General features: G+C 48.1%; 16 protein-coding genes and 1 tRNA gene. 7 read left to right on the top strand and 10 right to left on the bottom strand.

Going from position 1 to position 13881, the window contains the following annotated elements:
• The first annotated feature begins 40 nt into the window (after positions 1 to 40).
• On the top strand, positions 41 to 361 hold the full coding sequence (locus SPB21_RS32485; protein WP_499869181.1) for a DUF433 domain-containing protein: 321 nt from the start codon (positions 41 to 43) through the stop codon (positions 359 to 361).
• A complete protein-coding gene (locus tag SPB21_RS32480) occupies positions 354 to 1265 on the top strand; it encodes a DUF5615 family PIN-like protein (protein WP_499869155.1) in 912 nt (303 codons plus the stop codon). Before SPB21_RS32485 ends, SPB21_RS32480 begins: the two co-directional genes overlap by 8 nt.
• 97 nt (positions 1266 to 1362) lie before the next feature.
• Here the strand turns inward: SPB21_RS32480 and SPB21_RS32475 are convergent, their stop codons facing one another.
• Positions 1363 to 2151, bottom strand: a complete 789-nt coding sequence (locus tag SPB21_RS32475; protein ID WP_499869153.1) for a formylglycine-generating enzyme family protein — start codon at positions 2149 to 2151, stop codon at positions 1363 to 1365.
• 440 nt (positions 2152 to 2591) lie between these two features.
• On the opposite strand from SPB21_RS32475, the gene psb34 reads away from it, so the two are divergent.
• Positions 2592 to 2762: a photosystem II assembly protein Psb34 gene (gene psb34 / locus SPB21_RS32470; protein WP_163671300.1), complete on the top strand. Its 171-nt coding sequence runs from the start codon at positions 2592 to 2594 to the stop codon at positions 2760 to 2762.
• Positions 2763 to 2851: 89 nt separating this feature from the next.
• On the top strand, positions 2852 to 3082 hold the full coding sequence (locus SPB21_RS32465) for a photosystem II protein, Psb35-related (protein ID WP_163671301.1): 231 nt from the start codon (positions 2852 to 2854) through the stop codon (positions 3080 to 3082).
• A gap of 554 nt (positions 3083 to 3636) precedes the next feature.
• Here SPB21_RS32465 and SPB21_RS32460 read toward each other — a convergent pair.
• The 7 genes from SPB21_RS32460 to SPB21_RS32430 form a co-directional block, all read right to left on the bottom strand.
• Positions 3637 to 4077, bottom strand: a complete 441-nt coding sequence (locus SPB21_RS32460) for a hypothetical protein (RefSeq protein WP_499869152.1) — start codon at positions 4075 to 4077, stop codon at positions 3637 to 3639.
• A 376-nt stretch (positions 4078 to 4453) separates the two neighbouring features.
• Positions 4454 to 4741 carry an HU family DNA-binding protein gene (locus tag SPB21_RS32455; RefSeq protein ID WP_431732058.1) on the bottom strand — a complete coding sequence of 96 codons (288 nt, stop codon included), beginning with the start codon at positions 4739 to 4741 and terminating at the stop codon, positions 4454 to 4456.
• Positions 4742 to 4873: 132 nt separating this feature from the next.
• Positions 4874 to 5101 (bottom strand): ferredoxin family protein, encoded by a 228-nt coding sequence (locus tag SPB21_RS32450; RefSeq protein ID WP_163671302.1) that lies wholly within the window; start codon positions 5099 to 5101, stop codon positions 4874 to 4876.
• A gap of 130 nt (positions 5102 to 5231) precedes the next feature.
• The gene (locus SPB21_RS32445) at positions 5232 to 6440 is read right to left on the bottom strand and encodes an ATP phosphoribosyltransferase regulatory subunit (RefSeq protein ID WP_163671303.1); all 1209 of its coding nucleotides are present in this window, start codon (positions 6438 to 6440) and stop codon (positions 5232 to 5234) included.
• Between the two features lie 74 nt (positions 6441 to 6514).
• Positions 6515 to 7471: a J domain-containing protein gene (locus tag SPB21_RS32440; protein WP_499869151.1), complete on the bottom strand. Its 957-nt coding sequence runs from the start codon at positions 7469 to 7471 to the stop codon at positions 6515 to 6517.
• A 138-nt stretch (positions 7472 to 7609) separates the two neighbouring features.
• The gene (locus SPB21_RS32435; protein ID WP_499869149.1) at positions 7610 to 8443 is read right to left on the bottom strand and encodes an inositol monophosphatase family protein; all 834 of its coding nucleotides are present in this window, start codon (positions 8441 to 8443) and stop codon (positions 7610 to 7612) included.
• Between the two features lie 85 nt (positions 8444 to 8528).
• Positions 8529 to 8897: a 2Fe-2S iron-sulfur cluster-binding protein gene (locus tag SPB21_RS32430; RefSeq protein WP_006518716.1), complete on the bottom strand. Its 369-nt coding sequence runs from the start codon at positions 8895 to 8897 to the stop codon at positions 8529 to 8531.
• 108 nt (positions 8898 to 9005) lie between these two features.
• Between SPB21_RS32430 and SPB21_RS32425 the strand changes: the two genes are divergently transcribed.
• Positions 9006 to 9092 (top strand) — tRNA-Ser (locus tag SPB21_RS32425).
• Between the two features lie 126 nt (positions 9093 to 9218).
• On the opposite strand, the gene SPB21_RS32420 is transcribed toward SPB21_RS32425, so the two are convergent.
• The gene (locus SPB21_RS32420) at positions 9219 to 10895 is read right to left on the bottom strand and encodes a DMT family transporter (RefSeq protein WP_499869147.1); all 1677 of its coding nucleotides are present in this window, start codon (positions 10893 to 10895) and stop codon (positions 9219 to 9221) included.
• A gap of 535 nt (positions 10896 to 11430) precedes the next feature.
• Here SPB21_RS32420 and SPB21_RS32415 point away from each other — a divergent pair.
• Together SPB21_RS32415 and SPB21_RS32410 are read left to right on the top strand one after the other, a co-directional pair.
• A complete protein-coding gene (locus SPB21_RS32415; RefSeq protein WP_163671307.1) occupies positions 11431 to 12090 on the top strand; it encodes a response regulator transcription factor in 660 nt (219 codons plus the stop codon).
• A gap of 122 nt (positions 12091 to 12212) precedes the next feature.
• The gene (locus SPB21_RS32410; RefSeq protein WP_499869145.1) at positions 12213 to 12938 is read left to right on the top strand and encodes a GUN4 N-terminal ARM-like repeat domain-containing protein; all 726 of its coding nucleotides are present in this window, start codon (positions 12213 to 12215) and stop codon (positions 12936 to 12938) included.
• On the opposite strand, the gene SPB21_RS32405 is transcribed toward SPB21_RS32410, so the two are convergent.
• Complete coding sequence (locus SPB21_RS32405; protein ID WP_163702948.1) at positions 12874 to 13590, bottom strand: HAD hydrolase-like protein; 717 nt, start codon at positions 13588 to 13590, stop codon at positions 12874 to 12876. The genes SPB21_RS32410 and SPB21_RS32405 overlap by 65 nt on opposite strands.
• Positions 13591 to 13881 lie beyond the last annotated feature (291 nt).

Genomic DNA, 13881 nt, shown 5'->3' with positions numbered 1-13881 from the left:
TATCAAGACAACCGACCAGGCCAGTGCTGCGGAGTATCCCATGAATACCCAGCTGATCGACTCCCTCATCCAAGTCATTGAATCCCTCACCCCCGAGGAAAACAAGCTGCTGCGCACCAAACTCCATGCCCGCACCATTCAACAAACACCTGGCGTCTGTGGCGGCCAAGCCCGCATCCGCAACACCCGCATCCCCGTCTGGACTCTCGTCTCCTTCCATAAACAAGGAGCCGACACCGAAGAACTCCTACTCAACTACCCCAGCCTTATCCCTGCAGACCTCGACGCCGCCTGGGCCTACTATCAAGAAAACCAAAACGAAATCGACCAAATTATCCAGGACGACCTAGTCCATGGTTGATCTCTACTCCAACGAAAACTTCCCCATCGACATGGTGGTCCTCCTCCGCAATCTCGGCTACGACGTCCTCACCTCCTACGACGCAGACCAAGCCAACCAAGGCATACCCGACGCAGACGTCCTCACCTACGCCACCAAAAATAATAGACAATCCTGTAATGGAACCATCAAGAATGCTTGTTCGTCTTTCCATACAGTTGCTATTTACTGCAAAACAATGCAAAGACTAATAAAGTTTGGCCTAGCTGCTCTTGGAGTAGCTACGGCTAGTGGTTTTTCAACTCAAGCTCAAGCAGGCGTAATTTTTGATAATGCCGTGTTGGGTGATAATGGCTTCCTCGACAGGGGGAGTGTAACTAATGCGCTAATAAGCGATTTTAATTTTGGCGTTTCAGCAGCCGATGATTTCCGCTTAAGTGACGGCAACAACATTATTACGGATATTCATTGGTTTGGTACCTACAATGAAATTCCAGAAGTAGATAACTTTACGATTGAAATCTATGAGGAGGATGCGGCCCCTGGACCTACTCCCTTCTTTTCACTCAATCTCGGTGATGTGGGACGACAACAAGAGACTGAACTGAGTTGTTGCGGTCTAGCCGGCTTTGATCCTGTATTCAAGTATTCGGCTAGGATTCCAGCTTTAGAACTCACCCCGAATGATACGTACTGGCTTTCGATTAGAAATGAGAATTGGGCCTGGTCTTCTCCCTTTGGTACCCCTGGAAATGCTCATAGCCGACGGGACGGTGGGGAGTGGGTAAATATTGATTCAGAAGCAGCTTTTTTCCTGACCGATGATTTTGTGGAGGACGGTCCTACGTCTGTTCCCGAGCCTCTCGGTTTAGTTGGCATGACAATTTTGCCGTTATTAGGGCTGAGCCTGAAACGTAAAAAGTGAGTAAGGTTTCTGTTTCTGAAGACTGCTCAGAATTAATGATGTAATTCGCAGTATATGCCAGAAAATGGGGGACACTGCCGCCACCAGGGGCGTTGGCTCAGAAAGGAGATGAGTATACGACCCGGAAGCCAATATTACGGGTACGGCCCATTGACCCAAAATAATTGCGATTAGCGGACCGACACTTATTAGGACGATAAATCCATGAGCCTCCACGTATGACACGAAGGGATATTCTTTCCTCCGTATCCAGCAGCCAAGCACTACCATCCGTAGGGGCATTGTTATAGTTCTCGTGCCAATGATCCTGACACCATTCATAAACGTTCCCATGCATGTCACTGAGACCAAAACCATTGGTTACATCAAAGTGATCTACTGAAGTTGTTCCAGGAGAGTATTGAGCTTTGGGACCATATGGATATTTTTTAGGAGCACGGTAGTTTACTAGATCAGGTGTGATTTGGTCACCAAACGCAAAGCGAGTTGTTGTGCCAGCTCGACAGGCATATTCCCATTCAGCTTCGGTTGGCAGTCGATAGGAACGACCTGTATAAACAGAGAGTCGAGAACAAAACTCCACCGCGTCATCCCAAGAGACCTTTTCAACAGGTCGATGATCACCGTTAAAATCAGATGGTTCTGCATAGAGAGTGTGATGATGACGAGGCATGGCTGCCACTAATCTCCACTGAGCTTGAGTGATAGGATACTTCGCCATAAAAAAAGCAGAAATCATGACTTCATGCTGAGGGCTTTCAAAGTCAGTACGCTCCAATTCCTCATCTGGAGAGCCCATAAGGAATTTTCCAGAAGGAATCAACAGCATTTCGAGGGAGATGTGTTGCTCTTCACTAAGCGTTTCTTGATGGCTCTGTTGCTTCATTGGCCACGCAGTTAGTTTTTGCTCTACTTATATTGCTCTACTTATATTTTATCGAGAAGACATCATCGATACTTTCGATGCTGGCAAATTGTGCGGGTAAACGACGCAATCGGGAAAAACAATCCAATACCGCAGAGGATCGGTAAAAGCGATTTTTATTCGCTAGCACGGGGTATGCCTAGACAAGAATGAGATCGCTCAATGACGGCTGGCACTGTCTAGCACGCTACAAGCCATAACAGCAATCCTTAAATTCCAGTCAATGCCTAGCAAGCTACCCATCTAAAGCAGTGAGCCTGGCTTGCCACGATGTTGCACGTCAATCCATGGCCTTGATGCAAATTTCTAATAAAATCATTTTTGTCAAGCTAATTTGCAATTTGTAATAATCTGCGTTACATTAGTTTACATAAGAACAGCCACTTAAAGGACATCGCATTATGTACACCACCATTAACGAATCCGGGCAGCTCAATAACTACGCCACAGAGCCTGAAATGTATCTAGCTTCCTATCCCGCACCTGAGCAACAGCGTCGTTACATGCTCCAGGGGGGTATAGCCGTGTTACTGATCAGCGTACTGATGCTGACTGCGCTAGGCGTTAGCTAGATCACGTAAACAGTACTGATAGTCAACGTGTGATTGATAGTCAACGCTTGACTACTTCACGACACACTTTCAAGTAAGGAGACAAAATTATGTTTGGTATCTTATTAGCTGTCATTATTGTTGGTTGGGTAGCCGCATCCATTATTGGAACCCAAGCCTACTTCTTCGGAGAGCAGTCTAAGCCTATCCACGAACGCAACTGGAACTCTGAAGGCTTTGAGAATCTGGCCAAGCTGGTCACCGGTCGGGAAACTGATTTCAACGAACGTGTTTATCAATTTGGTGGTGATGCTTACACTAGCAAAGCTGCTAACAGCTAATTATGCTAATTTCAAGTTTCACTAAAGTTTAGTTTGAAGGGCATTAGCAAACAGGAGATTTCCTGGGCTAATGCCCTAACTTTTTACAGAATGTCAAACAACCTTTAATTTATGATCTGAGGTAGTCGCCTTGGAGCAATGACATTGTAGAAAAAGTGAGCCTGGCTAGTCTTATTCCTTGGACTCACTACAGTGAGTATTCTGATTAGCCATAAGGTTAAGCAAGGATATTAGGTCTCTACAGAAGTTCTTCTAACTGGCCCAAAACAACCTGTCACAGAAATTCCTCAACGATTCGTAGAGTTTGTCTACGGTGAGAGAATGGCATTACTTTTATCAACAATGCCCCTATTCAACTTGAGCTAAGTCAAGACAGTAGACATTGGGAAGGGATGGTACGCCCTGATGATCAAGGCCTTCTGGTAATGACTGACAAGCTTTCCGAGACTATTCTTGGCTTTGTTGCCATGCCCCCTGTGGAGGAGTAATAGTCGCGATATACAGGAGCGCAGGCATCACAGAGCGGGGGCAGTGCAGAGAGCTGGCGACCAGCATTATTGGGCGTAGCTCATGCTGGGAGTTAAGCATCGGGCAATGACTGTTCGCCCTTCGTGACCATGAACGCGCTCTACCATGGCAACACTCTCATACCAAAATGTAGAGCCGTGGGGGTCAAGCCAGTGGAGCATCACCCAACGATCAAACTCAAACCCTACAGCCACTAAGCCTGTACCACTGATACCGCTCCAGTCTTCATTACGCTGTAGATAAAACGTTCTCGCATAGCCGGCTGTGGTTAAAGGGGCATCCATTGTTTCAACAGTTCGCCCAGGACGTTTATCCTGCATTGCCTTAAAGATTTCAAAGCTAGGAAACATCCCATGACTATGACAAAGACCAAACCAGCTGAGGGCAAACTGACCTGACGGTAATTTTACCCCTGCTGCTATGGGTCTATTGTCCTGGAACACTTGAACGTACTCTAGATGCTGCATAGGGATAGTGCACTCCGAACTCATATCAGATTCACAAACTAGGACAGCAACACTGGCTACCCCAGTTCGTCCCAAAATGCCCATAAAGCGTCAAAACATAACAACTTGATATGAATGAGAATCAAGCTTAAGCATTTCTTTCTACTGTGCTCAATCTAGTAGCCCTCTGAATGCTGGCTCAGAATTTATGGATTGGTACCCATAGTTCACAACATCGGGTATTGCTGAACGCTATAAATAGCAATAGCTATATGCGCAGCCCATGGCTGAAGAGAGTTTTAGCCAAAATAAAACGGTATAGCTTTAATAGCTACACCGTTTTAACTGAAGCTTTGGTCTCAGACTACAGCCTTTGACCTAAATCGGATTTTTTATCTTAGGCAGCAACTTTTTCCTTGAATGCTTTACCTGCAGAGAAGGCAGGTACTGTTGTCGCGGGGATGGTCATAGTTTCACCAGTCTTGGGATTGCGACCTTCCCGCTGTTTGCGATCGCGAGGTTCAAAGCTACCGAACCCCACTAGGGTCACCTTATCACCGCCGGAAACAGCCTCCATAATGGAATCAATGGTTGCGGATACAACAGCATCTGCAACCTTCTTTGAAACACCGGCCTTTTCAGCCACAGTATCTAACAGTTCACCTTTGTTCATAGCAAGAGAAATCAATACTTCCAGGTATTTTTAGCACAGGTCCAAATCGAACACAAGTACTAAATCAACTAAAACGTCCATGATACAGAGGTTTCCGCATCATAAACGCCTTCGTTTTTTAAACTGAGCCTACATTAGCTCAAATTAAACCGGGGTTTTCTGTAAATCAGGTTTTTCTTCAGGTAATATCGCGCCTTCTACGGGGCAAACCTGCAGACAGATACCACAATCAATGCACACATCGAAGTCGATCCAGTACCAGTCAGTCCCTTTCTTATTTTTCTTGGGACCCTCGTGAATACAGGCTACAGGGCAGGCATCAACACAATCAGCAACGCCTTCACAAACGTCAGTAACAATAGAATGGGCCACGGCGCTCCTTGGAATAATTGTTCTTAAAAACGTACATTCATCCAGACAACAGACTTGAAGGATCTACGGATAAATAGTTACATTTGTTTATCTTAAAGGGCGATTGGACTGAGTGCTGGGTGAGTTAGGGTTAATCGGTCAACTTCTCTACCTTGACATCCCCTTGAGCTGATACCCATGCAATATTGGCAACTTTACATTCGGTAGCAAATTGACGTAGCTGGTCCTCGGGTAGGGATGGATCCAGGCTCAGCTCTACTCGGGTAAGGGTATCTGTCTGCCGCAGGGTTTGGGCATGGGTAATGGCAGCTGCGGCAGCTGAGTGGTTAATGGGAACCACTAGCCACTCACTCTCGGCCACTACAGCGGGTAAGTGTGGTTGCAGAATCTGTTGTAGGGTTTCACCATTGAGCACAAAGCCCACACCTGGATAGGACTTGTGGTCAGGGTGGAAGAGGCTCAGTAAGTTATCATAGCGACCCCCCTGACCTACCACTTCACAGGTATGCTCGGTGCGGACCACCGCTTCAAATACAACACCTGTGTAGTATTCAAAGGTTTGCATTAGGCTCAGATCGAGCACGAGCCGAGGCGGATTCTCTAGGGTGTTTTCCAACAGGTCAATCAGATTCTTTAGAGAGCTGACGCTCTGTCGTTGCTGAGCGCTGAGATCAAGCTGGCTAACTTTAGTCAGCACTGAACGGGGCTCCCCGCGTAAATCCATGATATTGAGGGCTAATGCCTTCAGATCATTGGATAGAGATAGGGTTTCTAAGGTGACCCGGTCTAGATTTGCGATCGCCACCTTCACCTGCTGCCGCACCCCAGGCGGAAACGGCTCTAGCAACGAGCTGGTTAAACTCGCTTCACTTAATAACAAATGCCAATGCTCCAGCCCTAATGCCTTCAGGCAATCGGCCATAATCAGCAAGACTTCTACATCGGCCAGGGAGCCGCTCGCGCCCAACAACTCTACCCCCGCCTGGTAAGCCTCGTGCTGCCCGCCCTGGCTACCCGTGGACGACCGTCGAAACACATTGGCATGGTAATAAAGCCGCTGGGGATAGTTACTAATGCGGGTAACTGCAGCCCGAGCGATCGACGCTGTAAGCTCAGGTCGCAATCCCAATCGTTCACCTCGACTGTTGAGCTCGATCACTTCAGACTGTTGAATCGCACCGCCCGCCATCAGTGTATCCATGCTTTCAACGGTCGACGTAATAATCCGTTGATAGCTCCACCGTTGAAAAACGGCCTCAATACGATCTTCAATCCAGCGCTTTTGCGCTACATCTACCGGGAAGAGATCGCGTCCACCCGTGGGGGGTTGGTAGGTCATAGCTTTACTAGCTGCGGTTTCTGAGTGCTATACCAGCTTAAAGCTTTAAGGGGATGACAGACTAGCGCTCCAAACTACTTACGTTTCTTGCCGCCAAACAAACCACCAAACAGGCCACTGCCACCACTGGGCTTTTTAGGTCCCTTACTGGGGCGCTTACCAGTCGAAGGAGCATCCGGGGGAGGATTTCGCCTATTGTAGGTATCTAGTTTCTTTTTCACATCGGCGGCCATCTCGTTATCGGGTTCTAACTCTAGCGCTCGTTTAGCGTGGATACCGGCCATTGTGAGTTGCTTACTACGCATGTACATTCGTCCTAGCTCAGCATGGCATTTGGGATTTTGAGGATGGGCTTTAACGGCTTCTCTCAACTCAATGATTGCCCTTGAGAAATTTCCCTTATACTCAAACTCCTTCGCCCGGTTGATAAAGCTTTCAATCAGCTGGGCACGACGCTCACGGGAAGACATCACCGTTACTGAGCTTTCATCATTGGCAGCCACTCCACCCTCTTGGGTGGAGGGCTGGGGGTCTTTACCCGCCTCAATTTGACCAGGAGCCCCCCCCTGGCGCATTACATAAATAGCGTTGAGTTCGCTAATCTCACCGATGGCATCAACGACATCCTCCAGGGACTCATACTGTTCAAGAGCCAACGGTTTTAGAGCATTACTATAGGCATATTCAATATTGTTACTACTGGCAACTTTCTTAAGGTGATCTGTGGAAAGTGCCAGCAAAGACGGCTGAGATTGGAGCTGCTGCCCCTTGAGTTTCAAACTCACCTTATGTTCCACTGAGGACTTTTCTTGACTGAGGACCTCATAGGCTGGGTTGACCAGCTTAGATAACAATTCGCTAGCCTGCTGCTTCTGTTCGTCAGTGGCAGTTCGCAAACTATCGGGGTGTAGCTTACGCGCAATCTTGAGATAACGCTTTCTCACCTGCTTCGCATCAGCATCTAGAGGCACCCCTAAAATTGCGTGGTGGTCGACTAGATCTAATTTGAATAGTCCGCGGTTTACCTGCATCTTTGCGATCGCTGTTTGTGACAACTTATTTTAGTTTATTCGTCTTGGCATTTAATACCTGTGATGGGATTGACGCCAAACATATGCAGATTGTGTCTAGAAAAACTCATAAATATGAAGATTAGAAATATGAAGGCATTATGCTGGCTTAAACTGCGGCAGTGGCTGTACCTTGGCCAATTCCTGAACAATCAGCTGGTGCAACGGGCCATTGGTAGCCACCAATCGACCGGAATAAATATCAAAGGGACTGCCATCATAGGCACTTAATTGTCCACCCGCTTCTTCCACTAGGACAGCGCCTGCTGCCAGGTCCCAGGGAGATAACCCCCGCTCCCAATAGCCATCCAAACACCCACAGGCCACATAGGCCAAATCAATGGATGCCGACCCTCCTCGACGCACACCCTGGGTGAGATGGGTTAAGTGACAGAATTCCGCATAGTTATTGTCACTAGTTTCTCTACGATCGTAGGCAAATCCGGTCACCAATAAACTGTCTGACAGCTGAGCCGTCGCCGATACTTGCATGGGCTGACGATTGTGGGTCGCACCCAATCCTTTGGCGGCCCGATAGAGGTCATTCAGAATTGGGTTATACACCACACCCACCGTGGGCACCCCAGCCACCAGCAAACCAATGGAAACCGCACACAGAGGGTATTGATGGGCATAGTTGGTGGTACCATCTAGCGGATCAATGGCCCAGAGAAAACGATTATCACACTGCCCAAGTTGACCAGACTCTTCGGCCAAAATGGCATGGTCAGGAAAATGACGTTTGATCACGTTCAGTACGTCTACTTCAGACGCCCGATCTGCTTCAGTCACCAGATCGCCGGACCGTCCTTTTTCTTGGACCGATGACAGATTGCCCCAATATTTCTGCAAAACAGCACCACCAGCCATGGCTGCTTCGGTGGCGACATCGAGAAAACGCCGCAAGTCTTCGGGGGCAGGGGTAGTGCTCATGGGTGGTTTTAGGAATTATGGGGTCGGGCTCTGATGCTCTAATGCGGCTCTTGGGAATCGATAAAGGCAGCGATGTCCGTCTTCGCTAATCATCGTCTAATGGCAAGCCAACCCGCACCTTACCTTTGCCAAAGTAACGGCCAAACTGCTGCTCATAGACTTCGTCTTCGTCTTGGGTTTCAACCTCTAGGTCGGTACGAGGATAGCTGACACAGAGAAGGGCATACCCTTTTTCTCGCAAAGCGGGAGATAGGCCCATGGCTTCTGGCTGATCCACTTCCCCGGACAAGATTCGCACAGCACAGGTAGTGCAAGCGCCATTCCGACAGGAAAAGGGGAGATCCACACCCTGATTTTCTGCTGTATGTAAGATGTAGTGATCGTCAGGCACTTGCGCTGTGTAATGGCAATTTTTCTGACGGTGATGGATAGAAATATTGTGAGTTTGGGTCATTGAACAAAAAAAGAAGCGGTGCCTTGCAATCGTCCCATGAAATACGTCCCACTTTCTGTTAGTATATTTTGGCTACAAGGAATTAATCCTCGTGGCCAAAATATCCCTGGAGAGATGGCCGAGTGGTCGAAGGCGCAGCACTGGAAATGCTGTAATGGGGTGACTCATTCGAGGGTTCGAATCCCTCTCTCTCCGTTGTCTAAATTTTATCTAAATTTGCTTAGTAGTTATCTGCAGGCAATTGCTGTAGACAATTGTAGGCAATTACTGTCTGTAAACAATTTCTGTCGACAATCGTAGGCAATTTCTGTCTGTAAACAATTACTGTCGACTTAGCCGATCCAACGCTAATGTCATGCCGCCAAGGGTAATGAGAATAATGCCAGGCCACTGAATTATCTGTAGAGAAGGCTGGTTAATGAGCGTGAATATCGCCAGCAGGGCAGTCACAATCGGGGTAGCCGCAGCGACTAGGGCTGTCCGTAAACCCCCCACGAGCCTTAAGCCCGTGTAGTGGAAAAAGTAACTAACACCAGCCACCAAACCTAAGGCCAAACCACCTAGCACAAACTGACCGGTGAGATCTTGAGTCACGGCCATAGGGCGTATTAACAAAATAATGCTGCTCAGGATAGCCATGATGCAGTGCTGGATCAGGCCAGCCGAGATGGGGTGGCTCTGGCGACTGTTGAGGCTATTGGTAACTACATACAAAGAAAAAGCGACTGCCGACAATAGGGCAGGTCCGGCATTAGCCAGCGCTAAAGGACGCAGAATTAACACCACACCCATGGCAATGGCCAACATTACCACGCCTCTCAACAAATTGGGGCGATCGCCATTAAGCCACCACAATAGTGGTACTGCCAATAGTGGATAGGAAAACAACAGTGGCGCTGCCACTGCTGGCCCCAAGGTCGCCGCTGCTTGAAACAAAAAAACTTGGGCAAAAAAGTAAAAGACACCGCCGCCGACCAGGGCAAAAAGTCGTGGCCTTGAGCGGATTGATTGACCAACATCACGCCAAACTGAGCGATATAGTTGGGGGGCTAACAGGGCCAAAATCGGTATCAAGATGACTAACTGTAGCCATAGCAGGGTGTTGGCATTGAAGAAATTAAAGGTGTCAAGACCGGTCAACACTAGGTCAAACGCATTGGCTCCCAGACTCAGTGCCCCCACTAGCACCGTTATTGCGCTAAAGCCGAGGGTGGCGATCCCACAGAGCACCATGCCTTTTTTTAAGGTGCGATCGCGCTTTGGTTCATCCACCAAAACGGGAGCAGGGCCAATAGTCTGGCCATCGTAGGATGGCACCACTCGACGGGTAGCACCGGCCACCTGATCAAGGCGAGGACGCTCTACATAGGCACGCCCCCCAACAACATCACTGCCATCCCTCAGGGGGCGATTATCTAACCCACTCGGGAGTGTAGTACCGGCACGGGTTGGCGCTTGCCCCAACTGATAATTGCCCAACTGATCGCTAATACGCGCCACCAGACTCTCTAGAATGACTTCCCCTTGCTGCTCCATAGCTTGCATACGTGTCAGCTGCTGAGCAATGGCGCTCTGATAGCTGCTGAGATCTTGCTGTAGCGCTCTGACACTGCGATTGAGCGTGTCATCCAAAGCATGCAGCCAGTCTTGGCTGGGATTGGGTAATTCTGATGAGTTAGTCACATAGGCATGGAGATCATCGCGGAGGTTTTGAGCGAGTACACGAGCCAGTCGTTTAGCCCAGGCATTTTGCTGAGACAACTCTCGCGTAGATAGGGCAACCTCTGACTCATTCTTAAGAGATTGATAGTCAATATAAAGCTGGTCGTACTCTACACGCAGCGCATCCAGATCGCTCATCAGGCGCTGCTTTTCCGACTGCAAATATTCAATATCTTTAGCCAGTTGATCAGCGAAGTGCCGCTGCAATGCTTGAAAGTCATCATCCAGTGATTGCAGTAGTGGGTCATTCCTGCCCTGGCTATCAGACTCACCCATGTTGCTCCCTCTTATTTATGCTTCACCGACGACAGGAACCTTTTATATGCCACCTATATATCACCCCGAGCGAAGCCATACCCTGCTTTATACCCAAGTTTCGTATTGGTGTCGACACTGTACCAGGCAACCAAAGATAACGGAACAATCGCTTTAATAAAAACGGCATCCAATCCAAAAAGCATCACAACATCTAAACTTGGGAATACAGGTCCTATTTAACACTTAGAGAATCTTAATCCTGAGCCATAACCGCAGCACATTCTAGAACTTTTGGGCATCATATTGACCGTAATAGATATGCGTAGCTTAACTAACAATCTATAAGGTCATCTTTTTTAGAATCGTTTATAAGCGCTTCTTTGCCGTGGGTTGATCCAAAACAAGTTTCATTGCAAAAGTATGGCGTATCTGTAATGCAGGACATGTAATCCAGTTTCGGAGTTGTAGGATTGATAAAATAAAGTTGCGCTATACATGCCCATGGCGTTCGGTTCAAAAGTTTAGCAAGTATTCTGAGGCAGCTGACATCAGGATGAAAAAAATCCTTATTGTTGATGATGACATTACACTACGGTCTGCGTTGACCCGCTATCTGCGAGAGCGAGGCTTTCAAGTGAGCCATGCATCCTCTGGCACGGAAGGACTAGCTTTATTTGAACAAGACCAACCCGACCTCGTTGTCTCAGATGTGATGATGCCTGAGATGGATGGCTATGAGTTCTGTACCAAGCTCAGGGAAATTCGTTCGGGTCAACTCGTTCCCTTTATTTTCCTATCGGGCCGTGGTGAATTAGATGACCGGATTCAGGGCCACTCCAAAGGTGCCGATGACTACATCGTTAAGCCTTTCCATCCTAAGGAGCTGATTGCCAAAATTGATGCTCAGCTGGAACGTTCTCGGCGCATGCATGCTGAAATTATTCGTCTGGTACAGCAGATGCCAGCGCCAGAGTCAGCTCAACCACCGCCGCCAGAACCTCTGCCGTTAACCCCTGCCGAAGAAAAGGTATTTTGGGAAGTTATTCAGGGCTTTACCAATAAACAGATCGGTGAACATTTGTTCATCAGCCCCAGGACCGTCCAAACTCACCTGAGCAATATCTTGAGCAAGCTATCGTTGGAAAATCGCTCCCAGCTAATTCGCTATGCCTTTGAAAATGGCTATCGACCCGCTTCTGACGAATCCAAATAAATAGTTATAACTAACCTGTTTTATCTTGTGCTGCTAAGACATTGTGAGGTAGCCTGAGATTTGGCTCATTATAAAAAAACGCTTAAAACAACGCCAGAGTCTGGTGTTGTAGATGCCCCAACATGACTAATGCATCCGCTGATTCTCCAACGGTTATTCCGATGGACGATGACAAAACGGCTAAGCTTGCCGAACAACTCCGCTCTAATAACTTAAAGCGCCAGTTAAGTGCCGTCACAGAATTAATCAGTGCTGGTGACTCTGGCGTTACCGTCCTCATGGGCTTCCTCAAAGAGGCTAGCGAACCCTCGGTCGCTACTGGTAAAACCTATCAGGTACTCAGCACTAGTGATTCCGTTGCAGCCCAAACCTTTTTAGCGGAAGCCTATCCCAATGGTGTTGTGCCAGCAATCTCTGACAAGGGGGTCGACTATCAGCCATTGCAAGCATTGTTGATTGCCCAAGAATTTGAAGAAGCGGACCGCTTAACGTTACAAAAGCTCTGTGAACTGGCTGGTCCGGCTGCTGTGCAGCGGAAGTGGGTTTATTTTACTGAGGTAGATAGCTTTCCTGTGGTTGATCTACACACCATTGATCAGCTGTGGCGCGTGTATTCAGAAGATCGGTTCGGTTTCTCTAAGCAACGAGAGCTGTGGCTCGGTCTCAACCAGGATTGGAACCGGCTTTGGGAAAAGCTAGCTTGGAAGTCTGACAATATTTGGACTCGCTATCCGGGTGAGTTTGTCTGGGATTTGTCAGCTCCCGTTGGGCATTTGCCACTTTCTAATCAGCTACGTGGGGTACGTATGATGGAGTTTCTGCTCTCTCACCCCGCTTGGAACCCATAAAGAACAATCGTCGCTGACTTCTATGGAACTCACCAACTGCTCGATATAGATCCTCTGGGGTATCGATTAGAAACGTGGGTCCCTGGGCTTCAAGGGCGGTGCGATCGCTAAATCCCCAACTCACAGCCGCCACCGCCACCCCTTGGCAATGGGCGGCTTCAATATCGCGTGTTTCATCACCCACGTAGAGGATCTCCTCAGGTGTTAGGCGATGACGACGCATGATACGGCGTAGGCTGCGGGCCTTACCCAGCAGGCCAATGTTGCCATAGACCTGACTGAACACCTGGCTTAAACCGTGACGTTCTAAAAATGGTCGAATGGTTGAAGGCGCATTGGAACTGGCAATCATAATGGTGTGACCATCCCCTTGTAGCGCCTTTAAGACATCACTCAAATGCTGGAAGATGTGAATCGAGTCAATGTCTTGATTCAGCTCGCGTCTGACCCGACGCATCAGAAACGGCACTTGAAACAGGGGCACATTGGATTGCGCTAATAGCTCAGCTGTACTCAAGGCACGCAGATATTTCAGTCGCTCCGGTGTCGTTTGCGGATAGCCATAGTGGCCTGCCAAGCGGTTAGTAATAGTAACGATCGTCTCCAATGTGTCAGCGATCGTACCGTCAAAATCAAAAATGAGAACGGTCACGCGGGTGTGGTGTAAAAAACAGTCTTGAAAGTAGTTAAGGAATAGCGGTGAAGTGGGGCGGTCCTATATCTATCTATGCCCAAACCTAGAATATGGCTAAAGAAAATACCAAGCCAAGATAGATGGCTATAAATCTTCCATATCCAGGGTGTCCCTTAGTCAATCGTCACCAGTGTAAATGCTCTACCTATAAATACTGTAGCCTCCGGTAAGCTTTATTGTGGTAACAATTATCCTACTGAGAGCAGTGGTGAGCTGATTTAGCCTAAGCAGGCTACGGTGTATACACAA

This window comes from Leptothoe sp. ISB3NOV94-8A (genome assembly GCF_043421595.1).
GTDB classification, from domain to species: domain Bacteria; phylum Cyanobacteriota; class Cyanobacteriia; order Phormidesmidales; family Phormidesmidaceae; genus Leptothoe; species Leptothoe turfae.
Note: the sequence above shows the minus strand (reverse complement) of the source record. Positions and strands in the feature narration are given on the sequence as shown.